The organism is Pseudomonas qingdaonensis (genome assembly GCF_018398475.1).
GTDB lineage: Bacteria > Pseudomonadota > Gammaproteobacteria > Pseudomonadales > Pseudomonadaceae > Aquipseudomonas > Aquipseudomonas palmensis.
In genome coordinates this window covers 1,289,970-1,315,387 of record NZ_CP074676.1, presented here as the reverse complement: position 1 = coordinate 1,315,387, position 25,418 = coordinate 1,289,970, and the positions used below count along the sequence as shown (strand labels likewise).

Below are 25,418 nucleotides of genomic sequence, written 5' to 3'. Positions count from 1 at the left end.
AAAGAGGAGCCTCGCATGATCACCCCCGCGTCGACCCTATTGACCCACGATAGCCCCAACCGTGCGCTGCTGGTCATCGATGTGCAAAACGATTTCATCCCCGGCGGCGCCCTGGCGGTGCCCGGTGGCGACGAGATCGTGCCGCTGGTCAACCAGCTCGGCCGCCAGTTCGAGCGCGTGGTGCTGGCCCAGGACTGGCACCCGGCCGGGCACGCCTCGTTCGCCTCGAGCCACCCGGGCAAGAATCCGTTCGAGGTCATCGAACTGTCATACGGGCCGCAGACACTCTGGCCCGACCACTGCATTCAAGGGAGCCCCGGCGCACAGTTTCACCCGGACCTGAACATTGCCCACGCACAGCTGATCGTGCGCAAGGGCGGCAACCGCCAGGTCGACAGCTACTCGGCGTTCACCGAAGCCGACCAGACCACCCCCACCGGCCTGGCCGGCAACCTGCGCGAGCGCGGCATCGACACGCTGTTCCTGTGCGGCCTGGCCCTGGACTTCTGCGTGGCCTGGACGGCACTGCACGCACGCCGCGAAGGGTTCGCCACCTATGTGGTGCTGGACGCCTGCCGCGCCATCGATACCGCAGGCTCCTGCGCGGCGGCGATGGCACAGATGCAGGCTGCCGGGGTGCAGTTCATTCAGGCGCGGCAACTGGGCGGCGCCAGCCGTGGCGCCCTGCCCGATGTTGTCGCATAATCCAGCCCACCCATTCTTCGAGGAGTTTCGGGGCGGCTGCGGGAACGCCCGCGCGCCCTTAACGTTCAATGGCTTATATTCTCTTCGGCATCAAAGCCTGTGACACGATGAAGAAAGCCCGTACCTGGCTTGAAGAACACCACATCCAGTACGACTTTCACGACTACAAGACCCAGGGTATAGACCGGGACCACCTGAACCGCTGGTGCGACGAGCACGGCTGGCAGGTGGTACTCAACCGCGCAGGCACCACCTTCCGCAAGCTCGATGACGCGCAGAAGGCCGACCTCGACCAGGCCAAGGCCGTCGAGCTGATGCTGGCACAACCCTCGATGATCAAGCGCCCGGTGCTCGACCTGGGTGGCAAGACCCTGGTCGGTTTCAAACCGGACCTGTACGCGGCAGCCCTGCGCTGAACCGCGACGCCTTCACTCAATTTCGCAAGAGGTAACCGCATGTCCACTTCACTGTTCAGCCTGGCCTTCGGCGTCGGCACTCAAAACCGTCAAGGCGCCTGGCTGGAAGTCTTCTACGCACAGCCACTGCTCGCCCCGAGCGCCGAGCTGGTCGCAGCCGTCGCCCCGATCCTGGGCTATGAAGGCGGCAACCAGGCCATCGCGTTCAGCAACGCCCAGGCCGCGCAACTGGCTGAAGCCGTCAAGGGCGTCGACGCCGCCCAGGCTGCACTGCTGACCCGCCTGGCCGAAAGCAACAAGCCGCTGGTGGCCACGCTGCTGGCCGAAGACGCCACCCTGAGCTCCACCCCTGAGGCCTACCTCAAGCTGCACCTGCTGTCGCACCGCCTGGTCAAGCCCCACGGCCTGAGCCTGGCCGGCATCTTCCCGCTGCTGCCGAACGTGGCCTGGACCAGCCAGGGCGCCATCGACCTGGCCGAACTGGCCGAGCAGCAACTCGAAGCCCGCCTCAAGGGCGAGCTGCTGGAAGTGTTCTCGGTCGACAAGTTCCCGAAAATGACCGACTACGTGGTGCCGAGCGGCGTGCGTATCGCCGACAGCGCCCGCGTGCGCCTGGGTGCCTATATCGGCGAAGGCACCACCATCATGCACGAAGGCTTCGTCAACTTTAACGCCGGCACCGAAGGCCCGGGCATGATCGAAGGCCGCGTTTCGGCGGGCGTGTTCGTCGGCAAGGGTTCGGACCTGGGCGGCGGCTGCTCCACCATGGGCACCCTGTCGGGCGGCGGCAACATCGTCATCAAGGTCGGCGAAGGCTGCCTGATCGGCGCCAACGCCGGTATCGGCATCCCGCTGGGCGACCGCAACACCGTCGAAGCCGGCCTGTACATCACCGCCGGCACCAAGGTGAACCTGCTCGACGAGAACAACGAGCTGGTCAAGGTGGTCAAGGCCCGCGACCTGGCTGGCCAGACCGACCTGCTGTTCCGCCGCAATTCGCTAAACGGCGCGGTCGAGTGCAAGACCCACAAGTCGGCCATCGAGCTGAACGAAGCGCTGCACGCCCACAACTAAGTGGTACGATCGGGTCTGGCCCTCTGCCAGACCCGATATCAGGCCCTACACATCATGTTCCAGCCCTCTCCCTGGCGCGCAGACTTCCCTGCCATCGCCGCCCTGCAACGCCAGCACCAGACCTACCTGGACAGCGCTGCCACCACGCAGAAACCCCAGCACCTGCTCGACGCCCTGAGCCACTACTACACCCAGGGTGCGGCCAACGTGCACAGGGCCCAGCACCTGCCCGGTGCACTTGCCACCCAGGCCTTCGAGGCCAGCCGCGAAAAAGTCGCCGCCTGGCTCAATGCCGCCGATGCGCAGCAGATCGTGTTCACCCATGGCGCCACCTCGGCGCTCAACCTGCTGGCCTATGGCCTGGAATGGCGCCTGGAGGCGGGCGACGAGATCGCCGTCAGCGCCCTGGAGCACCACGCCAACCTGCTGCCCTGGCAGCAGTTGGCCCAGCGCCGCGGCCTCAGGCTGGTGATCCTGCCGCTCGACGCCAACGGGCATATCGACCTGGAGGCGGCCCTGCAACTGATCGGCCCGCGTACCCGCGTGCTGGCGGTGAGCCAGTTGTCGAATGTGCTCGGCACCTGGCAGCCGCTGCAACCGTTGCTCGACCACGCCCGCGCCCAGGGCGCCCTCAGCGTGGTCGATGGCGCCCAGGGCGTGGTGCACGGGCGTCACGATGTACAGCAACTGGGCTGCGACTTCTATGTGTTTTCCAGTCACAAGCTGTATGGCCCGGACGGCCTTGGCGTGCTCTATGGGCGCCGCGAGGCGTTGGGCCTGCTGCGTCACTGGCAGTTCGGCGGCGAGATGGTGCAACTGGCCGGCTACCAGCAGTCGAGCTTTCGCCCCGCCCCGCTGGGTTTCGAGGCCGGCACGCCGCCGATCGCCAGCGTGATCGGGCTGGGTGCCAGCCTGGATTACCTGGCCAGCCTCGACGCCACCAGCGTGGTCGAACATGAAGCCGCCCTGCACCGCCATCTGCTGCGCGGCCTCAACGATCGTGAAGGGGTGCGGATACTGGGCGCGCCGCAACTGGCCCTGGCCAGCTTCGTGGTCGAGGGCGTGCACAATGCCGACCTTGCGCACCTGCTGACCGAACAGGGCATCGCCGTGCGCGCCGGCCATCACTGCGCCATGCCGCTGGTCAACAGCCTGGGCCTGGACGGCGCGATCCGCGTGTCGCTGGCGCTGTACAACGATTCCCACGACCTGGAGCGCTTCTTCAGCGCCCTGGACCAGGCCCTGGAGCTGCTGCGATGAGCCTGCCCGACGCCGCCCGCGAGGCGCTGGATGTATTCGAACAGGCTGCCGGCTGGGAGCAGCGCGCCCGCCTGCTGATGCAATGGGGCGAGCGCCTGGCCCCCCTGGACGCGGCGCAGCAGTGCGAGGCCAACCGCGTGCACGGTTGCGAAAGTCAGGTGTGGCTGGTGGCCGAACAAACCGACGGTCGCTGGCAGTTCAAGGCCGCCAGCGATGCGCGGCTGCTGCGCGGCCTGCTGGCGCTGCTGCTGGTGCGGGCCGACGGCTTGACCGGCAGCCAGCTGCAGCAGCTGGACCTGCCCGCCTGGTTCACCGCCCTGGGCCTTGGCCGACAGCTCTCGCCGTCCCGTAGCAACGGCCTGAACGCCGTGCTGCAGCGCATGACTCAGCTCGCCGCCGGCGCCTGAGCCGCTACGCGATCGGCCGGGCGGCGCTTGCCACCCACCAGTTTCTCCACGGCCTTGCTGGCAGCGACCATGCCGAAGGTCGCCGTCACCATCATCACCGCGCCGAAACCGCCCGAGCAGTCGAGCTTGACCCCGTCCCCGACGAAGCTCTTCTGCAGGCAGATACCGCCATCGGGCAGCGGATAGCGCAACTGCTCGGTGGAGAACACGCACGGCACCCCGTAGTTGCGGCTCACGTTGCGCGAAAACCCGTGGTCGCGGCGCAGCGTCGAACGCACCTTGGAGGCCAGCGGGTCGTTGACCGTGCGGTTGAGATCGGCCACCTGGATCTGCGTGGGGTCGAGCTGCCCGCCCGCACCGCCGGTGCAGATCACCTGGATCTTGCGCCGCTTGCACCAGGCAATCAGCGCAGCCTTGGCCATCACGCTGTCGATGCAGTCGATCACGCAGTCGATATGGTCGGTGATGGTCTGGGCCAGGTTGTCGCGGGTGACGAAGTCCACCACCGCGTGCACCTTGCAGTCCGGGTTGATTGCGCGCAGGCGCTCGGCCATCACCTCGACCTTGGGCTTGCCCACGTTGCCCTGCAGCGCATGCAACTGGCGATTGGTGTTGCTCACGCACACGTCATCCAGGTCGAACAGCGAAATTTCGCCAACGCCGCTGCGGGCCATGGCCTCGGCCGCCCACGAGCCGACACCGCCGATGCCGACGATCGCCACATGCGCCTCGCGCAGGCGCTGCAAGCCCTGCTGGCCATACAACCGGGCAACACCGGCAAAGCGTGGATCTTCTGTACTCATGGCCCAACCCTGAAAAAACCGGCGCGCATTATAGGCCCCACAACGCAGGATGACAGCCCGCAACCGACGCACTGATTGCCATGAATTGGTAAACCTGGCGCCAACCCTGCTTTAATGACCGGTGCAAACCCTGCTTTGGACGGCAATTGTACGGGCTTCAGAACTTCAGCATCTGAGGAAAATCCAAGCGCTACATGCACCCGTTTCCTATACCACGCTACCTGCCTGGTGCGTAGGATCCGTGCCCGCCGGCGCTTGCCCGTTCCACTTTTCGGAACCCGAAATATCTATGTCATCGCGTAAATTTGGTATCAACCTGGTGGTCGTCATGGCGATTGCCGCGCTATTCACCGGGTTCTGGGCACTGATCAACCGCCCGGTGTCCGCCCCCGACTGGCCGGAGCAGATCTCCGGCTTCTCGTATTCGCCTTTTCGCCTGGGCGAAAGCCCGCAAAAGGGCCAGTACCCGACCGAAGCCGAGCTGCGCGAAGACCTCGAGCAACTGAGCAAGCTGACCGACAGCATCCGCATCTATACGGTGGAAGGCACCCAGGCGCTGATCCCGCGTCTGGCCGAAGAGTTCGGCCTGCGCGTGACCCTGGGTGTGTGGATCAGCCCCGACCTGGAACGCAACGAGCGCGAAATCGAGACCGCCATCCAGTTGGCCAACACCTCGCGCAGCGTGGTACGGGTGATGGTCGGCAACGAGGCGCTGTTTCGCGAAGAGGTCACCCCCCAGGCCCTGATGGACTACATGGACCGCGTGCGCGCCGCAGTGAAGGTGCCGGTCACCACCAGCGAACAGTGGCACATCTGGAAGGAAAACCCCGAGCTTGCCGGGCACGCCGACCTGATCGCCGCGCACATCCTGCCCTACTGGGAATTCATCCCGGTGAGCCAGGCCGAGCAGTTCGTGCTCGACCGCGCCCGCGAGCTCAAGCAACTGTTCCCGCGCAAGCCGCTGCTGCTGTCCGAGGTCGGCTGGCCCAGCAATGGCCGCATGCGCGGCGGTGCCGACGCCACCCAGGCGGATCAGGCCATCTACCTGCGCAGCCTGGTCAACCTGCTCAACCGCCAGGGCTACAACTACTTCGTGATCGAAGCCTACGACCAGCCCTGGAAAGCCAGTGACGAAGGTTCGGTGGGCGCCTACTGGGGCGTGTTCAATGCCGCGCGCCAGCAGAAATTCAACTTCGAGGGCCCGGTGGTGGCCATTCCGCAGTGGCGCGTGCTGGCCGTGGGCTCGGTGGTGCTGGCGATGCTGTCGCTGACCCTGCTGCTGATCGACGGTTCGGCGCTGCGCCAGCGCGGGCGCACCTTCCTGACCTTCATCGCGTTCCTGTGCGGCTCGGTGCTGGTATGGATCGGCTATGACTACAGCCAGCAGTACAGCACCTGGTTCAGCCTCACCGTGGGTTTCCTGCTGGCGCTCGGCGCGCTGGGGGTGTTCATCGTGCTGCTGACCGAGGCCCATGAACTGGCCGAGGCGGTATGGACGCACAAGCGCCGCCGGCTGTTCCTGCCGGTGGAGGCCGACAGCGCCTATCGGCCCAAGGTGTCGGTGCATGTGCCGTGCTACAACGAGCCCCCGGAGATGGTCAAGCAGACCCTCGATGCCCTCGCGGCGCTGGACTACCCGGACTTCGAAGTGCTGATCATCGACAACAACACCAAGGACCCGGCCGTGTGGGAGCCGCTCAAGGCCCACTGCGAGCTGCTGGGCGAGCGCTTCAAGTTCTTCCATGTGGCACCGCTGGCAGGTTTCAAGGGTGGTGCGCTGAACTACCTGATCCCGCACACCGCCAAGGACGCCGAAGTGATCGCGGTGATCGACTCGGACTATTGTGTCGACCGCAACTGGCTCAAGCACATGGTGCCGCACTTTGCCGACCCCAAGATCGCCGTGGTGCAATCGCCGCAGGACTACCGCGACCAGAACGAAAGCACCTTCAAGAAGCTCTGCTACGCCGAGTACAAGGGCTTCTTCCATATCGGCATGGTCACCCGCAACGACCGTGACGCAATCATCCAGCACGGCACCATGACCATGACCCGGCGTTCGGTGCTCGAAGAGCTCGGCTGGGCCGACTGGTGCATCTGCGAAGATGCCGAACTGGGCCTGCGCGTGTTCGAGAAGGGTTACTCGGCAGCCTATTCCCACGAGAGCTACGGCAAGGGCCTGATGCCCGACACCTTCATCGACTTCAAGAAGCAGCGCTTTCGCTGGGCCTACGGCGCGATCCAGATCATCAAGCGCCACACCTCCAGCCTGCTGCGCGGCAAGGACACCCAGCTGACCCGCGGCCAGCGCTACCACTTCCTGGCCGGCTGGCTGCCGTGGATCGCCGACGGCATGAACATCTTCTTCACCGTGGGTGCGCTGCTGTGGTCGGCGGCCATGATCATCGTGCCGCAGCGGGTCGACCCGCCGCTGCTGATCTTCGCGATCCCGCCGCTGGCGCTGTTCGTGTTCAAGGTGGGCAAGATCGTGTTCCTGTACCGCCGCGCGGTAGGGGTCAACCTCAAGGACGCATTCTCGGCGGCGCTGGCAGGGCTGGCGTTGTCGCACACCATTGCCAAGGCGGTGCTGTACGGGTTCTTCACCAGCAGCATTCCGTTCTTCCGCACGCCGAAGAACGCCGACAGCCACGGGCTGCTGGTGGCACTGGCAGAGGCCCGCGAGGAGCTGTTCATCATGCTGCTGCTGTGGGGCGCGGCGCTGGGCATCTACTTGGTGCAGGGCCTGCCGAGCAACGACATGCGCTTCTGGGTGACCATGCTGCTGGTGCAATCGCTGCCGTACCTGGCGGCGCTGATCATGGCCATGCTGTCGTCGCTGCCCAAGCCCGCGGATGTCACGCAGCCCGCACCTGCCGCCTGATAAACCGCCATCGCGGGTCAAGCCCGCTCCCACAGGGATTGCGCAGTACCTTGTGGGAGCGGGCTTGACCCGCGATAGGCCCGCACAGACAGCACAGATCCACAGTCCCTTCCCCGCACTTTTGCTATAAGATAACGCCCCTTCTTTTTGCCCCAGCCTTGCACCCCGGAGTCCTTCATGACGGCCCCAGCCGACCTCTCGCCTACCCTTGAACTGGCCTGCGACCTGATCCGTCGTCCCTCGGTGACCCCGCTGGACTTCGACTGCCAGAAACAGATGATGCAGCGCCTGGGCGATGCCGGCTTCATGCTCGAACCGATGCGCATCGAAGACGTCGACAATTTCTGGGCCACCCACGGCAGCGACGACGGCCCGGTACTGTGCTTTGCCGGCCACACCGACGTGGTGCCCACCGGCCCGGTGCAGGCCTGGGCCAACGACCCGTTCGACGCCCTGATCGACGCCGACGGCATGCTCTGCGGGCGCGGCGCGGCCGACATGAAGGGCAGCCTGGCCGCCATGATCGTGGCCACCGAGCGCTTCGTCGCCGACTACCCGAACCACAAGGGCAAGGTCGCCTACCTGATCACCAGCGACGAGGAAGGCCCGGCCCATCACGGCACCAAGGCCGTGGTCGAACGCCTGGCGGCGCGCAACGAACGCCTGGACTGGTGCATCGTCGGCGAGCCGTCGAGCACCACCCTGGTCGGTGACGTGGTCAAGAACGGCCGTCGCGGCTCGCTTGGCGCCAGGCTCACCGTGCGTGGCGTGCAGGGCCACGTGGCCTACCCGCACCTGGCGAAGAACCCGATCCACCTGGCCGCCCCGGCCTTGGCCGAACTGGCCGCCGAGCACTGGGACGAGGGCAACGATTTCTTTCCCCCCACCAGCTTCCAGATCTCCAACCTCAACTCGGGGACCGGCGCCACCAACGTGGTGCCAGGCGAGCTGACCGCACTGTTCAACTTCCGCTTCTCCACCGAGTCGACCGTCGAAGGGCTGCAGGCCCGCGTGGCGGCGATCCTCGACAAGCACGGCCTGGACTGGCAGGTGGACTGGGCGCTGTCGGGCCTGCCGTTCCTCACCGAACCGGGCGACCTGCTCGACGCGGTGTCGGCCAGCATCAAGGCCGTGACCGGCCGCGACACCCAGGCCTCAACCAGCGGCGGCACCTCCGACGGGCGCTTCATCGCCACCCTGGGCACCCAGGTGGTCGAACTGGGCCCGGTCAACGCCACTATTCACCAGGTCAACGAGCGGGTCCTGGCCAGCGACCTGGACGTGCTGACCGAGATCTACTACCAGACCCTGACCCGGTTGCTCGTCTGATGCTCATCTGCCCCATCTGCAGCGCCGCGCTCGGCGCCCTGGACAACGGTGTCGGCTGCCCTGCCGGGCACCGCTTCGACCGGGCGCGCCAGGGCTACCTGAACCTGTTGCCGGTGCAGCACAAGAACAGCCGTGACCCTGGCGACAACCAGGCCATGGTCGAGGCACGTCGCGACTTCCTCAATGCCGGGCACTACGCCCCGGTGGCACGGCGCCTGGCCGAGCTTGCGGCCGAGCGCGCCCCCGCGCGCTGGCTGGACATCGGTTGCGGCGAAGGCTACTACACCGCGCAACTGGCCGACGCCCTGCCCCAGGCCGACGGCTATGCCCTGGACATCTCCCGCGAGGCGGTCAAGCGTGCGTGCCGGCGCAACCCGGCACTCACCTGGCTGGTGGCGAGCATGGCCCGGGTGCCACTGGCCGATGCCAGCTGCCAGTTCCTGGCCAGCGTGTTCAGCCCGCTGGACTGGCAGGAAGCCAAGCGCCTGCTCAGCCCCGGCGGTGGCCTGATGCGCGTCGGCCCCACCCGCGGTCACCTGATGGAGCTGCGCGAACGGCTGTACGATGAAGTGCGCGACTATGCCGACGACAAGCACCTGGCACTGGTGCCCGAGGGCATGCACCACGCCCACGGCGAAGTGCTGGAGTTTCGCCTGAGCCTGGCGGCCCCGGCCGACCGCGCCAACCTGCTGGCCATGACCCCCCATGGCTGGCGCGCCAGCGCAGAAAGACGCGCGGCCGTCATCGATCACCCCGAGCCCTTAGAGGTGACGGTATCGATGCGTTACGATTACTTTGTGCGCCAAGACTGAGCCGCACCCGGAGAGCCCCATGCGCCAACCCGATATCGAGATTTACCTGAAGGACGCCGACGTCGATCACAAGCAGATCGCCGCCTGGCTGGGCCAGGCCCTCGGCCCGTGCAGCGACTGGCAGCAGAAGGGCCAGACCTACAAGTGCAAGGCCGGTAACGTACCTGTTACCTGGCTGCCCAAGGCTGTGGGCAAATGGAACAGCCTGTACCTGGAAAGCGACCAGACCCCGTGGGAGGACGACATCGCCTGCGCCCGCGCCGCATTCGCCGCACTCAATGTCGAAGTACGCTGCGCGCCGGGTAGCTGGGTGGAAGAGGAAGGTGAAGAAGACGCCGACCGCTGGATCCGCATCAGCGCCGATGGCGAGGAAGAGATCACCTGGCGTACCAGTTGAGCCGTTGACCGGCTCTGCTTAGGCGCCAGCCTTGCTGGCGAAGCCCGGCATCGCCGGGCCAAGGGGCTGCTGCGCAGCCCATCGCCAGCAAAGCGGGCGCCTGCCGCTTTACAGCCCCACTACGTCTTCGGCCTGCAGGCCTTTCTGGCCCTGGGTCAGGTTGTACTCGACCTGTTGCCCTTCCAGCAGGGTGCGATGCCCTTCACCGCGGATCGCGCGGTAATGCACGAACACATCCGCACCGCCCTCACGCTGAATGAAGCCATATCCCTTGGCGTCATTGAACCACTTCACACTTCCAGTCTCACGAGACGACATCTGAACTACTCCGGATTTTTATTTTGGAATCGCCTTGTCGGCAGGGCCTCACCAGGCCCCACCTACGCCGCTTGCGGATTTGTCCTGCAAGTGGCGGACCGACTATAACGCAGCCATTCAACAATTTTCATGACCGGGGCGCTTTTTGCTGAACTTGCGCGGATACGGCACACTAACCTACCGAGCATCTGCTCGAATCCCATTACCCAGGGCACCTACCGAATGACCCGTTCCCCCTTGCGCCGCCTGATCTTCGGCGCCCTGCGCCGACTGCTGTACCTGTGGGTGCGCTCCGAAACCATCAACCAGTCATCCTTCTCGCTGAACCTGGACCGCAGCCGTCCGGTGTTCTACGTGCTGCAATCACCCGCGCTCACCGATCTGGCCGTGCTCGACCGTGAATGCACCAAAGCCGGGCTTCCGCGCCCGGTGCTGCCCGTGGCGGTAGGCCCGATGATGGAGCCGGCGGCGTTCTTCTACCTGACCCCCGAACCCGACTGGCTGGGCCGCCACGACAAGCGCGGCGCACCGCCGACGCTGACGCGCCTGGTCAACCTGGTCAGCCAGCACGCCGAACAGGACGCGCAGATCATTCCGGTCAGCGTGTTCTGGGGCCAGTCGCCGGCCAGCGAATCGAGCCCGTGGAAGCTGTTGTTCGCCGACAGCTGGGCCGTCACCGGGCGCCTGCGCCGGCTGCTTACCGTGCTGATCCTGGGGCGCAAGACCCGCGTGCAGTTTTCCGCGCCGATCCATCTGCGTGAGCTGGTCGAGCACAACAAGGGCCACGAACGCACCGTGCGCATGGCCCAGCGCCTGCTGCGGGTGCATTTTCGCAACCTCAAGACCGCCGTCATCGGCCCCGACATCTCGCACCGGCGCAACCTGGTCAAGGGCCTGATCCACGACCCGCTGGTACGCCAGGCCATCAGCGACGAGGCCCAGCGCGAGAACATCCCGCTGGCCAAGGCCGAGGCCCAGGCCCTGCGCTATGGCAACGAGATCGCCTCGGACTACACCTACACCGCCATCCGCTTCCTCGAAGTGGTGCTGAGCTGGTTCTGGAACAAGATCTACGACGGCATCAAGGTCAACCATATCGAACAGGTACAAGGCATCGCGCCGGGGCACGAGGTGATCTACGTGCCCTGCCACCGCAGCCACATCGACTACCTGCTGCTGTCGTACCTGCTGTTTCGCAACGGCCTGACGCCGCCGCACATCGCCGCCGGCATCAACCTCAACATGCCGGTGATCGGCAGCCTGCTGCGCCGCGGCGGTGCGTTCTTCATGCGCCGCACCTTCAAGGGCAACCCGCTGTACACCGCGGTGTTCAACGAGTACCTGCACACCCTGTTCACCAAGGGCTTCCCGGTGGAGTACTTCGTCGAGGGCGGGCGCTCGCGCACCGGGCGCATGCTGCAGCCCAAGACCGGCATGCTGGCGATCACCCTGCGCAGTTTTCTGCGCTCCTCGCGCACCCCGATCGTGTTCGTGCCGGTGTACATCGGCTACGAGCGCGTGCTCGAAGGCCGCACCTACCTGGGCGAGCTGCGCGGGGCGAGCAAGAAGAAGGAATCGATCTTCGACATCTTCAAGGTCATCGGCGCGCTCAAGCAGCGCTTTGGCCAGGTGGCCGTGAACTTCGGCGAGCCGATCCGCCTGGCCAGCTTCCTCGACCAGCAGCAACCGGGCTGGCGCGAACAGGACCACAGCCCGCAGTTCCGACCGGCCTGGCTCAACGAAACCACCTCGCGCCTGGGCGAGAAGGTCGCGCAGCACCTGAACGAGGCCGCCGCGATCAACCCGGTCAACCTGGTGGCCCTGGCGCTGCTGTCCACCAGCCGCCTGGCCCTGGACGAACGCGCCCTGGCGCGGGTACTGGACCTGTACCTGACGCTGCTGCGCCAGGTGCCCTACTCGGCCCATACCACCCTGCCCGAAGGCGACGGCCTGGCGCTGATCGGCCACGTGCGCGGCATGGACCTGCTGGCCGAGCAGCAGGACGCGCTGGGGCGCATCCTGTACCTGGATGAAAACAACGCGGTACTGATGACCTACTACCGCAACAACGTACTGCACATCTTCGCCCTGCCGGCGCTGCTGGCAAGCTTCTTCCAGAGCAGCTCGCGCATCAGCCGCGAACTGATCGGCCGCTACACCCACGCGCTGTACCCGTATCTGCAGTCGGAGCTGTTCATCCGCTGGGATGCCCAGGAGCTCGACGGGGTGATCGACCAGTGGCTGGAGGCATTCGTCGAACAGGGCCTGCTGCGTTTCGAGAACGGCGTGTACCTGCGCCCGGCCCCGAGTTCGCGCCAGTTCGTGCTGCTGACCCTGCTGGCGCGGGCCATCACCCAGACCCTGCAGCGCTTCTACATGGCCACCGCGCTGCTGCTCAACAGCGGCCAGCACACCCTCAGCGCCGAAGAGCTGGAAGACCTGTGCGTGGTCATGGCCCAGCGCCTGTCGATCCTGCATGGCCTGAACGCCCCGGAATTCTTCGACAAGAGCCTGTTCCGCCACTTCATCCAGACCCAGATCGAACAGGGCGTGCTGCGCCCGGATGCGGCGGGCAAGCTCGGCTACCATGAAAAACTCAGCGAGCTGGCCGAAGGCGCCGCCAAGCGCGTGCTGTCGGCCGAGGTGCGCCTGTCGATCCGCCAGGTGGCCTTGCAGCGCAGCGACGAAACCACCGAACACACCGAGCAACAAGTCTGAACAGGAGTACACGATGAAGAAATTGACCCTGGCTGTGCTGGGCAGCCTGCTGGCCGCCTGCAGCAGCACCCCGTCACCCTCCAAGGCCAGCCTGGACGGCGAGGTGTTCTACCTGCAGCGCATCGCCCTGCCACCGGCAGCCACCCTGAGCGTCAGCCTGCAGGACGTGTCGCTGGCCGATGCGCCAGCCGTCACCCTGGCCAACCAGAGCGGCCCGGTAAAAGGCCAGGTGCCCCTGCCGTTTCACCTGAGCTACGACCCGGCACAGGTCAAGCCGGGCCACCGCTATGCCGTGAGCGCGCGCATCGAGCTGGACGGCAAGCTGCTGTTCATCAACACCGAACACCACGGCGTGCAGCTGGACGGTAGCGACGCCCAGCCTGTACGAATCAAGGTCGACGCCGTTCGCTGATCCCCTTTTTGCCTTTGGATAAGGATGCTGCCATGTTCCGCCCTGCTCTTACCTTTACCGGCCTGTGTGCCGGCCTGCTGTTGTCGGCCAGTGCGCTGGCGCTGTCACTCGGCGACCTGTCGCAGAAGGACGCCACCGGCGGCCTCAAGGATGCCCTGACCCAAGGTGCGCAGATTGCCGTCAAGCAACTGGGCACCCCAGGCGGCTTCAGCAACAACCCGGACGTGCGCATCGAGCTGCCGGGCAACCTGGGCAAGGCTGCCAAGGCCATGAAGAAATTCGGCATGGGCGCCGAGGTCGACCAGCTCGAGGCCAGCATGAACAAGGCGGCCGAGGCGGCAGTACCGCAGGCCCAGGCGTTGCTGGTGGATGCGGTCAAGAAGATGAGCGTGGCCGACGCCAAGGGTATTCTCAGCGGTGGCAACGATTCGGCCACCCAGTACCTGAACAAGACCAGCCGCGAGCAGATCCGTGCCAAGTTCCTGCCCATCGTCAAGCAGGCCACCGACCAGGTCGGCCTGGCCAAGCAGTACAACAGCTTTGCCGGGCAGGCCTCGTCGCTGGGCCTGCTGGACAGCAAGAACGCCAACGTCGAGGGTTATGTGACCGAACAGGCGCTGGATGGCCTGTTCGAGATGATCGGCAAGCAGGAAGCGACGATCCGCCAGAACCCGGCGGCCGCGGCTACCAGCCTGGCCAAGAAGGTCTTCGGCGCCCTCTAGGGCCCTTCGCCGGCAAGGCCGGCTCCTACAGGATGCGCAGTGCCCCCGTAGGAGCCGGCCTTGCCGGCGAACGCCTTCTCAGGGCTTGCGCACCTTGAACCACGCCGCATACAGCGCCGGCAGGAACAGCAGCGTCAACGCCGTGGCCACGATCAGCCCGCCCATGATCGCCACCGCCATCGGCCCGAAGAACACGCTGCGCGACAGCGGAATCATCGCCAGCACCGCCGCCAGCGCGGTCAGCACGATCGGCCGGAAGCGCCGCACCGTGGCCTCGATGATCGCCTGCCAACGGTCCAGCCCGGCCGCGATGTCCTGCTCGATCTGGTCCACCAGAATCACCGAGTTGCGCATGATCATCCCCGACAGCGCAATGGTGCCCAGCATCGCCACGAAGCCGAACGGCTGGCGGAACACCATCAGGAACAGCACCACCCCGATCAGCCCCAATGGCGCGGTGAGGAACACCATCACCGTGCGCGAGAAGCTGCGCAACTGCACCATCAGCAAGCTCAACACCACCACGATGAACAATGGCACCCCGGCATTCACCGAGTTCTGCCCGCGGGTCGAATCCTCCACCGTACCGCCCACTTCCAGCAGGTAGCCATCCGGCAGCTCGGCACGCACCGGCTCCAGGGTCGGCAGTATCTGCTTGACCAGGGTCGCCGGCTGCTCCTTGCCATAGATGTCGGCACGTACCGTCACCGTCGGCAGGCGATTACGGTGCCAGATGATGCCTTCCTCGAAGCCGTACTCCAGCGTCGCCACCTGCGACAGCGCAACGCTGCGCCCATTCTCGGTGGGCACCGCCAGGCTCGACAGGTTGGTCAGCTCGGTGCGTTCCTGGCGCGTGCCGCGCAGCAGGATCTCGATCAGCTCGTTGTCTTCGCGGAACTGACTGACCGACGAACCGGTCAGCGAGCTTTGCAGGAACTTGGCCAGGTGCGCGGTGCTGATCCCCAGGGCCCGGGCACGGTCCTGGTCGATACTCAGGTAGATCACCTTGCTCGGCTCTTCCCAGTCCAGGTGCACGTTCACCACATGCGGGTTCTCGCGCACCCGGGCCGCCACCTTGCGCGCCAGTGCACGCACCTCCTCGATGTGCTCGCCGGTGACCCGGAACTGCACCGGGTAGCCCACGGGCGGGCCGTTTTCCAGGCGCGTGACCCGCGAACGCAGGTCCGGGAACTGCTCGTTCAGGGTCTCGATCAGCCAGCTGCGCAGCGCCTCGCGCTCCTCGATGGTCTTGGCCAGCACCACGAACTGGGCGAAGCTGGTTGCCGGCAACTGCTGGTCCAGGGGCAGGTAGAAGCGCGGCGAGCCGGTGCCCACGTAGGCCACATAGTTGTCGATGCCGGCGCGCTCCTTGAGCAGGGCCTCCAGGCGCGTGACCTGCTCGGCGGTGTTGCTCAGCGAGGCGCCCTCGGCCAGCTTCAGGTCGACCATCAGCTCCAGCCGTCCGGAGGCCGGGAAGAACTGCTGGGGCACGAAGCGAAACGACAGCACGCTGAGCACGAACAGGCCCAGGGTCGCCACGATCACCGTCTTGCGGTGCGCCACGCACCAGCCCACCAGCCGCCGTACACGCTGGTAGAACGGCGTGCCATAGGGGTCGGTGGCGCCATCGGTGGTGCCGTGCTTGGCCGCGTGCAGCTTGGCCAGGTCTGGCAGCAGCCGCTCGCCCAGGTACGGCACGAACACCACGGCAGCGATCCACGAGGCAATCAGGGCAATGGTCACCACCTGGAAGATCGAGCGGGTGTACTCGCCCGTGCCCGACTGCGCCGTGGCAATCGGCAGAAAGCCCGCCGCGGTGATCAGGGTGCCGGTGAGCATCGGGAAGGCGGTGCTGGTCCAGGCGTAGCTGGCGGCCTTGAAGCGATCGAAGCCCTGCTCCATCTTGATCGCCATCATCTCCACCGCAATGATCGCGTCATCCACCAACAGCCCCAGCGCCAGCACCAGTGCCCCCAGGGAAATCTTGTGCAGGCCGATCCCGAGGTAATACATCGCGGCAAACGTCATCGCCAGCACCAGCGGAATCGCCAGCGCCACCACCAGGCCGGTGCGCATGCCCAGCGAGAAGAAGCTCACCAGCAGCACGATGGCCAGTGCTTCCACCAGCACCTGCACGAACTCGCCTACCCCGGTTTTCACGGCGGCCGGCTGGTCGGACACCTTGCGCAGCTGCATGCCGGCCGGCAGATTGGCCGAGATACGGGCAAACTCGACCTCAAGGGCCTTGCCCAGCACCAGGATGTCACCACCGGCCTTCATCGATACCGCCAGGCCGATGGCATCTTCGCCCATGAAGCGCATGCGTGGCGCGGGCGGATCGTTGAAACCGCGGCGCACATCGGCCACATCGCTGATACGGAAGGTGCGCTCGCCCACCCGGATGGGGAACTGCTCGATCTGCTCCACCGTCTCGAAACGCCCGCTCACGCGCAGTTGCAGGCGCTCGCTGGGGGTTTCGAAAAAGCCTGCGGTGGTCACCGCATTCTGTTCCTCCAGCGCCTGCTGCACGGCTTCAAGCGGCAGGCCCAGGGTCGCCAGCTTGAGGTTCGACAGCTCGATCCAGATCTTCTCGTCCTGCAGGCCGAGCAGCTCGACCTTGCCCACATCCTTTACCCGTTGCAGCTGGATCTGCACGCGGTCGGCGTAGTCCTTGAGCACCGCGTAGTCGAAGCCTTCACCGGTCAGTGCATAGATATTGCCGAAGGTGGTGCCGAACTCGTCGTTGAAGAACGGCCCCTGGATACCCGGCGGCAAGGTGTGGCGAATGTCCGCGACCTTCTTGCGGATCTGGTACCACAGCTCGGGAACATCCTTGGAATGCATCGAGTCGCGGGCCATGAAAGTGACCTGGGACTCACCAGGGCGCGAGAACGAGACGATCTTCTCGTACTCGCCTGTCTCCATCAGCTTCTTCTCGATGCGTTCGGTGACCTGGCGCGAGACTTCCTCGGCGCTCGCCCCCGGCCAGTTGGTCTTGATCACCATGGCCTTGAAGGTGAACGGCGGGTCTTCGCTCTGGCCCAGCTTGGTATACGAAAGCGTGCCGACCAGGGCCAGCAGCACCATCAGGAACAGCACGATCTGGCGATTGCGCAGCGCCCAGGCGGAAAGGTTGAAACCCATCGGGACTTACTCCTTGGCCGCCAGATTCACCACGCGATTGGACCGGTCCACCGGTCGTATCTGCTGCCCCTCGTGCAGCACATGGCCGCCAGCCGCCACCACCCAATCGGTGGGCTTGAGGCCTTCGAGCACCGGCACGCTGGCCTGGCCGTAGGCGCCAACCCGCACCACGGTGCGCGTGAGCGTATTGTCAGGCTCCACCCGCCACACGTAGGTCTGGCCGTTCTCGGCGCTCAGGGCCGACAGCGGCACCGCCAACGGCACCTGCTCGGCGTGCTGGATGAACACCCGTGCGCTCTGCCCCAGTTCTGCGGGCACCTTGCCGGCCGCGAACGCGATGCGCGCAGCGAAGGTACGTGAACGCGGGTCGGCGGCCGGCGACAGCTCGCGGATGCGACCCTCGAAGCGCGTATCCGGTTGCGACCACAGCTCCACCGACACCGGCTGGCCGACCTTGAAGCGGCCGAAGTTCTGCTCCGGCAGGCTGATCAGCACCTCGCGCTCGCCATCGGCGGCCAGGGTGAACACGGTCTGCCCGGCAGCCACCACCTGGCCCACCTCGACCTGACGCTTGGCCACCACCCCGTCCTGTGGCGCGCGCAGCACCGAATAGCCGGCCTGGTTGCCGGCCACATCGAATTCGGCGCGCACCTGGTTGGCTCGCGCCAGGCCTGCGCGGTAAAGGTTTTCGGCGTTGTCGAACTGCGAGCGGCTGACCATCTGGCGCTCCAGCAGGGTCTGGTAGCGGTCGCGCTCGGCCTTGACCAGGCTCAGGTTGGCCTGGGCCGCTGCCATCTGCGCGCGGCTGGCCTCCAGCTGCAGGCGCACGTCCTGCGGGTCGAGCTCGGCCAATGGCTGGTCGGCCTTGACCCGCTGGCCCTCCTCCACCAGGCGCTTGCTGACCTTGCCGGGAATACGAAACGCCAACTCCGGCTCGAGCCGGGCGCGCACTTCGCCGGGGTAGCTGTCGACCGCCGCCGTGGACAGCTGCGGCTGCACCACCATGGCCGGGCGCAGGGTGCTTGGCGGGGGACTCTCCTGCCCGCAGCCGCTCAGCAGCAAGGCAAGGGTAAGCGGGAATGCAAGGGGCAAGGCATGGCGCAACATGATCGAGAACCTTCCGTGAGTAGCGCATCTAATATTTATACCGGCGGGTATAGTAAATCAGCGCAACGGCGCCGGGAAGCGATTGTCGGACAGAAATTTCAGGGTCGTCGCACGCATCGAACTGACACCTGGACCTGCCGCTTGGGCCCTCCGTGGAGCCGAAAAAGCCACCTCCACCCGCCATCACTGGCGCTGATAGGCGTTCAAAGCGCAGATTGCAGCCCCCCGGTGGCGACCACGGTGTACCCTGTACCCCTTAACGAACCTGTACGTGTCATTCATGCCAAACGAAACCAGCGCCCCCAACGGCCCCGGCCGGCCCAAGGACCTCGCCAAGCGCCAGGCCATCCTCGAGGCGGCCAAAGCCCTGTTTCTCACCCACGGTTACGCCAACACCAGCATGGATGCGGTCGCGAATGCGGCAGGGGTTTCGAAACTGACGGTCTACAGCCACTTCAACGACAAGGAGACACTGTTCTCCTCGGCGATCGTGGCCACCTGCACGGCCCAGTTGCCCGAACTGTTCTTCGAACTGACCGAAGGCACGTCGGTGGAGCAGGTCCTGCTGAACATCGGGCGCGGCTTCCAGGCACTGATCAACAGCGACCAGTCAGTCAAGCTCAGCCGCCTGATCATGGCCCTGGGCACCCAGGACCCCAAGCTCAGCCAGATCTTCTTCGAAGCCGGCCCGTTGCGCGTGCTGCGCGAGATGGAGGCACTGCTGCAGCGCGTCGACCAGCATGGTCTGCTGCGTATCGAGCAGCCGGCCAGGGCGGCCGAGCACTTCTTCTGCCTGCTCAAGGGGGCGCCGAACTATCGCCTGCTGCTCGGCTACTCCCCGGCGCTGGACGCCGAGGCTGCCGAGGCACATGTGCAGGACGTGGTGGCGGTGTTTTTGCGGGCCTACCGCCCCTAGTCAGGGCTTGAGGGCTTTCTTGGGGTAGATGTCGTAGCGGCTCGACTTGCCTTCCAGGCTATGGCTGGGCTTGGGCCCGTCGATGATCGGCGCCTTGCGCGGGCGCTTGACCACCACCCGGTGGCTGGCCAGGGCCAGGGCGGCCTCCAGCAGTGCCGGGGCATCCAGGTCATCGCCCACCAGCGGGCGGAACACGCGCATCTCCTTTTTCACCAGAGCGCTCTTGTCGCGGTGCGGGAACATCGGATCGAGGTAGATCACCTGCGGCGGTTCGCCCTGCCAGTCGCGCATGCGCTCGATGGAGTTGCCCGCCAGCAGCTGCATGCGGGCCACGATGGGCCCCACCTCGGCATCCGATGCCGCACGCGCCAGGCCATCCTCGAGCAGCGCCGCCACCAGCGGCTGGCGCTCGATCAGTTGCATCTGGCAGCCCAGGCTGGCCAGCACGAAGGCGTCCTTGCCCAGTCCTGCCGTGGCATCCAGCACCCGTGGACGCACGCCCTGGGCGATGCCGACCGCCTTGGCGATCATCTGCCCGCTGCCCCCGCCGAACACCCGACGATGGGCCGCCGCGCCCTCGACGAAATCCACCCGCACCGGGCCCGGTGCCTGCGGGCCCAACTGCTGGATCTGCAGGCCGGTCTCGCCCACCTGCACGGCAAAGGCCGCCGACGCATCCTGCAGCGGCAAGCCCAGGCGCACCGCCCAGTGCTCGGCCTGTGCCTGATACTCGGCAGCCAACGCCTCGACCCGGATACCGCCGTCCGCCAGTTGCTCCACCGCTCACCTTCCCCACACAAAAAAATTAAATGATTGCCGGCCTGTGCCGATAACCGCAGTAATCGCTATTTTGCCAGACCCGGACAGCCTTCGACTGCCATGTCAGACATTCTTCAGCTCCCTTCCGGTTATTTGTCGCCCGTCGGCGACTTTGCCCGGCACAACACCCAGACCCTCGGCGGCGTCAGCCACCTGTGGCAGGACTTCTTTGCCCAGGCGTTGGCAGAGCAGCAGGGTGAAGGTGCGCAGGAAGGTCAGCTGGCGGTCCCCGAGGTCGACACCGTCACCGGCGAACCGATTGCCGGCAGCCAGACCCTGGCGCAGATCCACAGCCAGCGCCTGTGCGACGTGCACGACACCATCGTCGCCCCGCCCGAGCCGCTGTTCCTGCCGATTGCCGAATTCGAACTGGACCTGCTGGACAAGCCTGCGCCGCCATTCAGCGCGCTGGAACTGGTGGAGCAGCAGCGCCAGCTGGACATCAGCAACAACTGGGTGCGCCCGGTGGTGATGAGCCAGGGTCATCCGCTGCCGCAGCCAGGCCCGGCACCGCAACCCTACCCGCTGCACCTGCCGATCGCGGAGCTGGAAGCCAGCCTGCTCGACCCGGCGCCGGAGCCGTTCGACCAGGCCACGCTGCTCAAGCAGCAGTCGGAGCTGGAGTTCGACCTCAGCTGGGCCCGTCCGGTGGTACTGAACAACGTGCGCATCGCCGCCTAACGGCAGATCTGCCAGAAGCCCATATCCAGGTGGAAGTGGTTGCGGTGGGCAGCGTTGTAGTCAGGCCCCAGCACCGTGTTGAAACTGTCGCAGCCGCCAGCCTGCACCTCGCGTAGAAACTTCGCCTTCACCCCCTCACCCGGCCAGTCGCGCAGCACCTCGATGCGCTGCCCATCGGCCAGCCTGAACCCGGCGATGTCGAGCGCATTGGCGCTGGCATGCTGGCTGCGCCGCCCTTCCTTGCGCCCGTACACATTGCGACAGGCAAAACTGCCCAGATGATCGACCTGCACCACCGCCTGGCCGAATGCACGCTGCGCGGCCGGTTGCAGGCCGTGGCGCTCGAACAGCGCGAAGGCCACCGCCACTGGGCAACTGGCCAGAAAACTGCTGCTCAGGCGCACGCCCGAGCCCTGCACCCGCACCACGTTGTGCAGCGGGCAGGCCACATCTGGCGCGCTGTCGGCCTGCTTGCTGTAGCGCAGCGTCGAGGTGGCCAGGGCCTGTTCGCAAAGCCTGGGGTCATCCTGCAGGCGGCTCAGCTTGTAGGGGGTCAGCAGGTTCGGGGGCGCCTTGACGTCCAGCACCGCCCACGGGTTCCAGGCAGCCGGCAGGCGCCAGCCCTGTTGCCAGGCCACCAGCCCCGCCGCCATCGCTATCACCAGGAAAATGCCCACTCCCCGCATGGACGATCAGCGCCTGAACAACTGGTTGAGCTGGTCGAACGGCAGCGCCTGTTCGGCATAGTCGAAGCGGCCCTGTTGCTGGATCCGTTCGGCGGCGTGGAAGAGCGCGCCGTAGGCCGCACGCGCCAGCGACGAGCCGACGCTGATGCGCTTGACCCCGAGCGCCTGCAGGTCGCATACGCTCAGGCCCACCCCGCTCAGCCCCATCAGCACGTTTACCGGCCTGGGCGCCACGGCCTGCACCACCTGGCGAATCTCCTCGGCGCTGCGCAAGCCCGGCGCGTACAGCACATCGGCACCGGCCTCGGCAAAGGCCTGCAGGCGCTTGATGGTGTCGTCCAGGTCCAGGCGCCCGTGCAGCAGGTTTTCGGCGCGGGCACACAGGGTGAACGGGAACTCCAGGCTGCGCGCCGCCGCAACGGCTGCCTCGACGCGCTCCACTGCCTGATGAAAGCCATAGATCGGCTCTTGCGGGTTGCCGCTGGCATCCTCGATGGAGCCGCCTACAAGGCCCACAGCGGCGGCCTGCAGGATGGCCTCGGCGCAGCCCTTGGGCGTATCGCTGAAGCCGTTCTCGAGGTCTGCAGCCACCGGCAGAGCGGTGGCATCGACGATGCTGCGCGCGTTGCCCAGGGTTTCCTCCAGGCTCATGGCGCCTTCGGCATCGGGGCGCCCCAGCGAGAACGCCAGGCCGGCGCTGGTGGTGGCCAGCGCCTCGAAGCCGAGGCTGGCTAGCAGCTTGGCCGAGCCTGCATCCCAGGGGTTGGGGATGACAAAGGCACCATCACGTTCATGCAGCGCCTTGAAGGCTTCGGCACGCAGGGTTTGCACATCCATGATCACGACTCCAGAGCAGGCGGTACGGGGCGGTCAGAGCAGGCCAAGCTGCTCGGCTGCGGGCGCCCTGTGCAGTTCAGGCAAGGCCGGCAAGCCGGGCAGGCGCTCCATCAGGCCCTGATGAAAACGCTGCGCCAGCGCGGCTGCCAGGCGGTTGTCGGCAGTATGCAGGAAAACGTACGGGGTGCGCCCCTCCTCGATCCAGGCCGCGACCTTGTCCAGCCACGGCAACAGAAACGGCTCGTTGGCCGCCAGTTCCGGGTGGCCGATGAAGCGCACCTGCGGGCTCTGGCTGAAGGCGGCAGGGCGTGGCGGCACCCGCGGTTTCTTGGACTGGGCATGCAGCACGCCCGGATCGCGCGAGGTGCAACTGAACAGGGCACGCGGGTCCAGGCAGATGCGTTCGACGCCGCGATCGAGCAACAGCCGATTGAGCAGACGTTCCTCCTCACCCTTGGCGAAGAAGGCCTTGTTGCGCACCTCTACCGCCAGCGGCACGTCCACCTCGTCGATGAACGCCACCAGCTCGCCCAGGCGTGCCGGACCGAAGCTGGCAGGCAGCTGCAACCAGTAGGGCGCCACACGGGCGCCCAGCGGCTTGAGCAGGTTGATGAAGGTGTGCGCGGCCACGCATTGCTGACGTAGGTCGTCTGCGTGACTGATGTCGCCGGGGAACTTGGCGGTGAAGCGAAAGTGCGCGGGCATGATCTGCGCCCAGCGTTCCAGGGTGGCGGGCGCGGGGCGCGCATAGAAGGTGGTGTTGCCCTCCACCGCATTGAACACCTGGCAGTAGAGGCCGAGAAAGTCGCTGGGTCTGGCCTCGGCGGGGTACAGGTACTCGCGCCAGGCGTTTTCACTCCAGGACGGGCAACCGAGAAAGTAAGGTAAAGGCGTCATGCCTCAAATGTACAGGTCCAACCCCAGCACTTCCATCTCCCAGTCCACGAAGCCGGCAGTGGTCAGGTAGCTGGCCAGGGCCTGGGCGGTGCGCTTGTTGCGCGCCCGCGGGAAGATCATGTCCTGCTGGCGCACCGGCAGGCCGCTGCGGCTGGCGCCGCCTGCAGCACCTGATGGCGACGGCTGCGCCTCGAACTCGCCCGGCAGGTCTTCGTCCACGTCCTCTTCGCGCACCGGCGGCTTGCGCAGCGGGCGCTTGATCGGATAGGACTGGGAAGAGAAGCCGTCGACACGCATGAACGATTACTCAGGAGCAATGATGGCAATTTAGCGGCACCTGAGAGACTTCGCAAATGCCCGACTGATAACTGGACCACATATCGAGCAAAAGGTTTATGCGCAACGGCGATAGACGACCAGCGGTTTACCGCGCCTTGGGCGTGGCCACCTTGTCGCGCAGGTACACCGGCTGGGCGAGATCGGGCGCAATACCTTCGCCCCGGTCCCAGGCGAACCGCGCCAGGGTCAGCAGGTCGAGGGCGTGAGGCAGCATGCCGGCGTCCTGGCCACTGACGGCCACCGGCAGGCGCTCGGCGTAGCCCCAGCCGGTACCGGCACCGAACCAGTCGCCGGCCGCGCCCGGCGGCAGGCTGACCTGTTCGGGCGCCTGCACCGCCTCGCTGCCCAGCAGGCGCATTTCGCCGGCCTGCTGCTGGTAGCAGCCCCAGTACACCTCGTCCATGCGCGCATCGATCGCCGCCGCCACCTGCTCGGCGCCGTGCTCGCGCAACGCGCGCTGGGCCAGCAGCGCCAGGTTGGACACCGGCAGCACCGGACGCTCGAGGGCGAACGCCAGGCCCTGCACCACGCCGATGGCGATCCGCACCCCGGTAAAGGCGCCGGGGCCGCGGCCGAAGGCAATCGCATCGACGGCCGACAGGGCGATGCCCGCTTCGGCCAGCATCGTCTGGATCATCGGCAGCAGCTTCTGCGCGTGCAGGCGCGGGATCACCTCATAGTGGCTGAGCACCTTGCCGTCATGCAGCAGGGCAACGGAGCAGGCTTCAGTGGCGGTATCCAGGGCCAGCAAGGTGGTCATCGGGGGTTCCAGGGGCAAGAAAAAAGAACGGCATTATAAACAACAACGGCCCGCAAGCGGGCCGTTGTGTGCACATCCGAGCGGTGATCAGCTCAGAGCGGCCAGCACCTTGGCGGTGATGGCATCGACCGAGCCCACGCCTTCGATGTGGCTGTACTTGGGCTTGCCACCGTTGGCAGCCGACAGCTTCTGGTAGAAGTCCACCAGCGGCTTGGTCTGCTCGTGGTAGACCGACAGGCGATGACGCACGGTTTCTTCGGTGTCGTCCTTGCGCTGGATCAGCGGCTCGCCGGTCTCGTCGTCCTTGCCTTCAACCTTCGGCGGGTTGTAGACCACGTGGTACACGCGACCCGAACCTTCGTGCACGCGGCGGCCGGCGATACGCTGGACGATCTCTTCGTCGGCAACGGCGATCTCGACCACGGCATCCAGCTCAACGCCGGCGCTCACCAGGGCTTCAGCCTGGGGAATGGTGCGCGGGAAACCGTCGAACAGGAAACCCTTGGCGCAGTCGGCCTGAGCGATGCGGTCCTTGACCAGGTTGATGATCAGCTCGTCGGATACCAGCTTGCCGGCGTCCATGATCGCCTTGGCTTCCAGACCCAGCGGGGTGCCGGCCTTGACCGCGGCACGCAGCATGTCGCCGGTGGAAATCTGGGGAATACCGAACTTCTCGGTGATGAACTTTGCCTGAGTACCTTTACCGGCCCCGGGAGCTCCCAGCAGAATTACGCGCATCTTGTGCTCCTCAATTTTTTATAAGCAAATCAATGGATTCGCCACTCAGGGCCAATCCCAAGAATCGGGTGATGACCGCAAATCGGTCAAAAGGCTGCTCAAGATACACAGCGCACCCGGACCACACAAGCGGTCGAAAGTCGGAAAAAAATACTGCGTGAGGCCCGTTCGTGCCCGGGTTGCGCCCGGCGCAACCGGGGGCGAAACCGCTTCGCCCGGGTGCTCGGGGCGCGCGCCGGG

At 66.0% G+C, this 25,418-nt stretch carries 25 protein-coding genes; 14 read left to right on the top strand and 11 right to left on the bottom strand.

The genetic code is table 11. The features are described from left to right. Nucleotides 1-15: 15 nt before the first annotated feature. From pncA to KH389_RS05890, 5 genes are all read left to right on the top strand, one after another. The gene (gene pncA / locus KH389_RS05910; protein ID WP_116053055.1) at nt 16-705 is read left to right on the top strand and encodes a bifunctional nicotinamidase/pyrazinamidase; all 690 of its coding nucleotides are present in this window, start codon (nt 16-18) and stop codon (nt 703-705) included. A 68-nt stretch (nt 706-773) separates the two neighbouring features. Continuing rightward, on the top strand, nt 774-1,121 hold the full coding sequence (locus KH389_RS05905) for an ArsC family reductase (protein ID WP_043863246.1): 348 nt from the start codon (nt 774-776) through the stop codon (nt 1,119-1,121). 39 nt (nt 1,122-1,160) lie between these two features. Continuing rightward, nucleotides 1,161-2,195, top strand: a complete 1,035-nt coding sequence (gene dapD, locus KH389_RS05900) for a 2,3,4,5-tetrahydropyridine-2,6-dicarboxylate N-succinyltransferase (RefSeq protein ID WP_043863245.1) — start codon at nt 1,161-1,163, stop codon at nt 2,193-2,195. Nucleotides 2,196-2,249: 54 nt separating this feature from the next. Beyond that, a complete protein-coding gene (locus KH389_RS05895; RefSeq protein ID WP_054915006.1) occupies nt 2,250-3,455 on the top strand; it encodes a cysteine desulfurase in 1,206 nt (401 codons plus the stop codon). Next, entirely contained in the window at nt 3,452-3,862 is a 411-nt protein-coding gene (locus tag KH389_RS05890) for a SufE family protein (RefSeq protein ID WP_213607020.1), read from the top strand. Before KH389_RS05895 ends, KH389_RS05890 begins: the two co-directional genes overlap by 4 nt. Here KH389_RS05890 and tcdA read toward each other — a convergent pair. Further along, nucleotides 3,841-4,665 carry a tRNA cyclic N6-threonylcarbamoyladenosine(37) synthase TcdA gene (gene tcdA, locus KH389_RS05885; RefSeq protein WP_058541484.1) on the bottom strand — a complete coding sequence of 275 codons (825 nt, stop codon included), beginning with the start codon at nt 4,663-4,665 and terminating at the stop codon, nt 3,841-3,843. The two genes, KH389_RS05890 and tcdA, sit on opposite strands and share 22 nt — an antisense overlap. Nucleotides 4,666-4,954: 289 nt before the next feature. On the opposite strand from tcdA, the gene KH389_RS05880 reads away from it, so the two are divergent. From KH389_RS05880 to KH389_RS05865, 4 genes are all read left to right on the top strand, one after another. Next, nucleotides 4,955-7,546 carry a glycosyltransferase gene (locus KH389_RS05880; RefSeq protein ID WP_043863241.1) on the top strand — a complete coding sequence of 864 codons (2,592 nt, stop codon included), beginning with the start codon at nt 4,955-4,957 and terminating at the stop codon, nt 7,544-7,546. Nucleotides 7,547-7,723: 177 nt separating this feature from the next. Then, the gene (gene dapE, locus KH389_RS05875) at nt 7,724-8,875 is read left to right on the top strand and encodes a succinyl-diaminopimelate desuccinylase (RefSeq protein ID WP_043863240.1); all 1,152 of its coding nucleotides are present in this window, start codon (nt 7,724-7,726) and stop codon (nt 8,873-8,875) included. Further along, nucleotides 8,875-9,687: a putative RNA methyltransferase gene (locus KH389_RS05870; protein WP_043863239.1), complete on the top strand. Its 813-nt coding sequence runs from the start codon at nt 8,875-8,877 to the stop codon at nt 9,685-9,687. The genes dapE and KH389_RS05870 overlap by 1 nt, the downstream gene beginning before the upstream one ends. Nucleotides 9,688-9,706: 19 nt before the next feature. Continuing rightward, nucleotides 9,707-10,084 (top strand): hypothetical protein, encoded by a 378-nt coding sequence (locus KH389_RS05865; protein ID WP_043863238.1) that lies wholly within the window; start codon nt 9,707-9,709, stop codon nt 10,082-10,084. Between the two features lie 108 nt (nt 10,085-10,192). Here KH389_RS05865 and KH389_RS05860 read toward each other — a convergent pair whose 3' ends face one another. Continuing rightward, a complete protein-coding gene (locus KH389_RS05860) occupies nt 10,193-10,402 on the bottom strand; it encodes a cold-shock protein (protein WP_038996759.1) in 210 nt (69 codons plus the stop codon). Between the two features lie 222 nt (nt 10,403-10,624). Here KH389_RS05860 and plsB point away from each other — a divergent pair, with 222 nt between their 5' ends. Genes plsB through KH389_RS05845 form a run of 3 tightly spaced genes read left to right on the top strand, consistent with a single transcriptional unit; the run spans nt 10,625 to nt 14,254 of the window. Next, on the top strand, nt 10,625-13,120 hold the full coding sequence (gene plsB, locus KH389_RS05855) for a glycerol-3-phosphate 1-O-acyltransferase PlsB (protein ID WP_213607019.1): 2,496 nt from the start codon (nt 10,625-10,627) through the stop codon (nt 13,118-13,120). A gap of 13 nt (nt 13,121-13,133) precedes the next feature. Beyond that, a complete protein-coding gene (locus KH389_RS05850; protein WP_043863236.1) occupies nt 13,134-13,532 on the top strand; it encodes a YbaY family lipoprotein in 399 nt (132 codons plus the stop codon). 32 nt (nt 13,533-13,564) lie between these two features. Continuing rightward, nucleotides 13,565-14,254 carry a DUF4197 domain-containing protein gene (locus KH389_RS05845; protein ID WP_043863235.1) on the top strand — a complete coding sequence of 230 codons (690 nt, stop codon included), beginning with the start codon at nt 13,565-13,567 and terminating at the stop codon, nt 14,252-14,254. Nucleotides 14,255-14,332: 78 nt separating this feature from the next. Here KH389_RS05845 and KH389_RS05840 read toward each other — a convergent pair whose 3' ends face one another. Next, complete coding sequence (locus KH389_RS05840; protein WP_043863234.1) at nt 14,333-17,398, bottom strand: efflux RND transporter permease subunit; 3,066 nt, start codon at nt 17,396-17,398, stop codon at nt 14,333-14,335. A 6-nt stretch (nt 17,399-17,404) separates the two neighbouring features. After that, the gene (locus tag KH389_RS05835; RefSeq protein ID WP_213607018.1) at nt 17,405-18,505 is read right to left on the bottom strand and encodes an efflux RND transporter periplasmic adaptor subunit; all 1,101 of its coding nucleotides are present in this window, start codon (nt 18,503-18,505) and stop codon (nt 17,405-17,407) included. Nucleotides 18,506-18,785: 280 nt separating this feature from the next. Between KH389_RS05835 and KH389_RS05830 the strand changes: the two genes are divergently transcribed. Beyond that, nucleotides 18,786-19,421: a TetR/AcrR family transcriptional regulator gene (locus KH389_RS05830; RefSeq protein ID WP_043863232.1), complete on the top strand. Its 636-nt coding sequence runs from the start codon at nt 18,786-18,788 to the stop codon at nt 19,419-19,421. Here the strand turns inward: KH389_RS05830 and KH389_RS05825 are convergent, their stop codons facing one another. Then, nucleotides 19,422-20,201 (bottom strand): class I SAM-dependent methyltransferase, encoded by a 780-nt coding sequence (locus KH389_RS05825; RefSeq protein WP_173925034.1) that lies wholly within the window; start codon nt 20,199-20,201, stop codon nt 19,422-19,424. Nucleotides 20,202-20,300: 99 nt separating this feature from the next. Here KH389_RS05825 and KH389_RS05820 point away from each other — a divergent pair, with 99 nt between their 5' ends. Continuing rightward, nucleotides 20,301-20,921, top strand: a complete 621-nt coding sequence (locus tag KH389_RS05820; RefSeq protein WP_043863230.1) for a hypothetical protein — start codon at nt 20,301-20,303, stop codon at nt 20,919-20,921. On the opposite strand, the gene KH389_RS05815 is transcribed toward KH389_RS05820, so the two are convergent. From KH389_RS05815 to adk, 6 genes are all read right to left on the bottom strand, one after another. Next, nucleotides 20,918-21,607, bottom strand: coding sequence for an extensin-like domain-containing protein (locus tag KH389_RS05815; RefSeq protein WP_058541477.1), 690 nt, complete (start codon nt 21,605-21,607; stop codon nt 20,918-20,920). The genes KH389_RS05820 and KH389_RS05815 overlap by 4 nt on opposite strands. A gap of 6 nt (nt 21,608-21,613) precedes the next feature. Beyond that, complete coding sequence (locus KH389_RS05810) at nt 21,614-22,444, bottom strand: isocitrate lyase/PEP mutase family protein (protein WP_213607017.1); 831 nt, start codon at nt 22,442-22,444, stop codon at nt 21,614-21,616. A gap of 33 nt (nt 22,445-22,477) precedes the next feature. After that, the gene (locus KH389_RS05805; RefSeq protein WP_213607016.1) at nt 22,478-23,341 is read right to left on the bottom strand and encodes a DUF72 domain-containing protein; all 864 of its coding nucleotides are present in this window, start codon (nt 23,339-23,341) and stop codon (nt 22,478-22,480) included. Nucleotides 23,342-23,344: 3 nt separating this feature from the next. Further along, on the bottom strand, nt 23,345-23,638 hold the full coding sequence (locus KH389_RS05800; RefSeq protein ID WP_043863226.1) for a hypothetical protein: 294 nt from the start codon (nt 23,636-23,638) through the stop codon (nt 23,345-23,347). A gap of 127 nt (nt 23,639-23,765) precedes the next feature. Then, on the bottom strand, nt 23,766-24,440 hold the full coding sequence (tsaB, locus tag KH389_RS05795; RefSeq protein WP_213607015.1) for a tRNA (adenosine(37)-N6)-threonylcarbamoyltransferase complex dimerization subunit type 1 TsaB: 675 nt from the start codon (nt 24,438-24,440) through the stop codon (nt 23,766-23,768). An 87-nt stretch (nt 24,441-24,527) separates the two neighbouring features. Then, nucleotides 24,528-25,178 carry an adenylate kinase gene (adk, locus tag KH389_RS05790; protein WP_043863224.1) on the bottom strand — a complete coding sequence of 217 codons (651 nt, stop codon included), beginning with the start codon at nt 25,176-25,178 and terminating at the stop codon, nt 24,528-24,530. Nucleotides 25,179-25,418: the final 240 nt, after the last annotated feature.

Coding starts and splice junctions, on each gene's coding strand:
- pncA (WP_116053055.1), top strand. CDS start 16: ATGATCACCCCCGCGTCGACCCTATTGACCCACGATAGCCCCAACCGT.
- KH389_RS05905 (WP_043863246.1), top strand. CDS start 774: ATGGCTTATATTCTCTTCGGCATCAAAGCCTGTGACACGATGAAGAAA.
- dapD (WP_043863245.1), top strand. CDS start 1,161: ATGTCCACTTCACTGTTCAGCCTGGCCTTCGGCGTCGGCACTCAAAAC.
- KH389_RS05895 (WP_054915006.1), top strand. CDS start 2,250: ATGTTCCAGCCCTCTCCCTGGCGCGCAGACTTCCCTGCCATCGCCGCC.
- KH389_RS05890 (WP_213607020.1), top strand. CDS start 3,452: ATGAGCCTGCCCGACGCCGCCCGCGAGGCGCTGGATGTATTCGAACAG.
- tcdA (WP_058541484.1), bottom strand. CDS start 4,665: ATGAGTACAGAAGATCCACGCTTTGCCGGTGTTGCCCGGTTGTATGGC.
- KH389_RS05880 (WP_043863241.1), top strand. CDS start 4,955: ATGTCATCGCGTAAATTTGGTATCAACCTGGTGGTCGTCATGGCGATT.
- dapE (WP_043863240.1), top strand. CDS start 7,724: ATGACGGCCCCAGCCGACCTCTCGCCTACCCTTGAACTGGCCTGCGAC.
- KH389_RS05870 (WP_043863239.1), top strand. CDS start 8,875: ATGCTCATCTGCCCCATCTGCAGCGCCGCGCTCGGCGCCCTGGACAAC.
- KH389_RS05865 (WP_043863238.1), top strand. CDS start 9,707: ATGCGCCAACCCGATATCGAGATTTACCTGAAGGACGCCGACGTCGAT.
- KH389_RS05860 (WP_038996759.1), bottom strand. CDS start 10,402: ATGTCGTCTCGTGAGACTGGAAGTGTGAAGTGGTTCAATGACGCCAAG.
- plsB (WP_213607019.1), top strand. CDS start 10,625: ATGACCCGTTCCCCCTTGCGCCGCCTGATCTTCGGCGCCCTGCGCCGA.
- KH389_RS05850 (WP_043863236.1), top strand. CDS start 13,134: ATGAAGAAATTGACCCTGGCTGTGCTGGGCAGCCTGCTGGCCGCCTGC.
- KH389_RS05845 (WP_043863235.1), top strand. CDS start 13,565: ATGTTCCGCCCTGCTCTTACCTTTACCGGCCTGTGTGCCGGCCTGCTG.
- KH389_RS05840 (WP_043863234.1), bottom strand. CDS start 17,398: ATGGGTTTCAACCTTTCCGCCTGGGCGCTGCGCAATCGCCAGATCGTG.
- KH389_RS05835 (WP_213607018.1), bottom strand. CDS start 18,505: ATGTTGCGCCATGCCTTGCCCCTTGCATTCCCGCTTACCCTTGCCTTG.
- KH389_RS05830 (WP_043863232.1), top strand. CDS start 18,786: ATGCCAAACGAAACCAGCGCCCCCAACGGCCCCGGCCGGCCCAAGGAC.
- KH389_RS05820 (WP_043863230.1), top strand. CDS start 20,301: ATGTCAGACATTCTTCAGCTCCCTTCCGGTTATTTGTCGCCCGTCGGC.
- KH389_RS05815 (WP_058541477.1), bottom strand. CDS start 21,607: ATGCGGGGAGTGGGCATTTTCCTGGTGATAGCGATGGCGGCGGGGCTG.
- KH389_RS05810 (WP_213607017.1), bottom strand. CDS start 22,444: ATGGATGTGCAAACCCTGCGTGCCGAAGCCTTCAAGGCGCTGCATGAA.
- KH389_RS05805 (WP_213607016.1), bottom strand. CDS start 23,341: ATGACGCCTTTACCTTACTTTCTCGGTTGCCCGTCCTGGAGTGAAAAC.
- KH389_RS05800 (WP_043863226.1), bottom strand. CDS start 23,638: ATGCGTGTCGACGGCTTCTCTTCCCAGTCCTATCCGATCAAGCGCCCG.
- tsaB (WP_213607015.1), bottom strand. CDS start 24,440: ATGACCACCTTGCTGGCCCTGGATACCGCCACTGAAGCCTGCTCCGTT.
- adk (WP_043863224.1), bottom strand. CDS start 25,178: ATGCGCGTAATTCTGCTGGGAGCTCCCGGGGCCGGTAAAGGTACTCAG.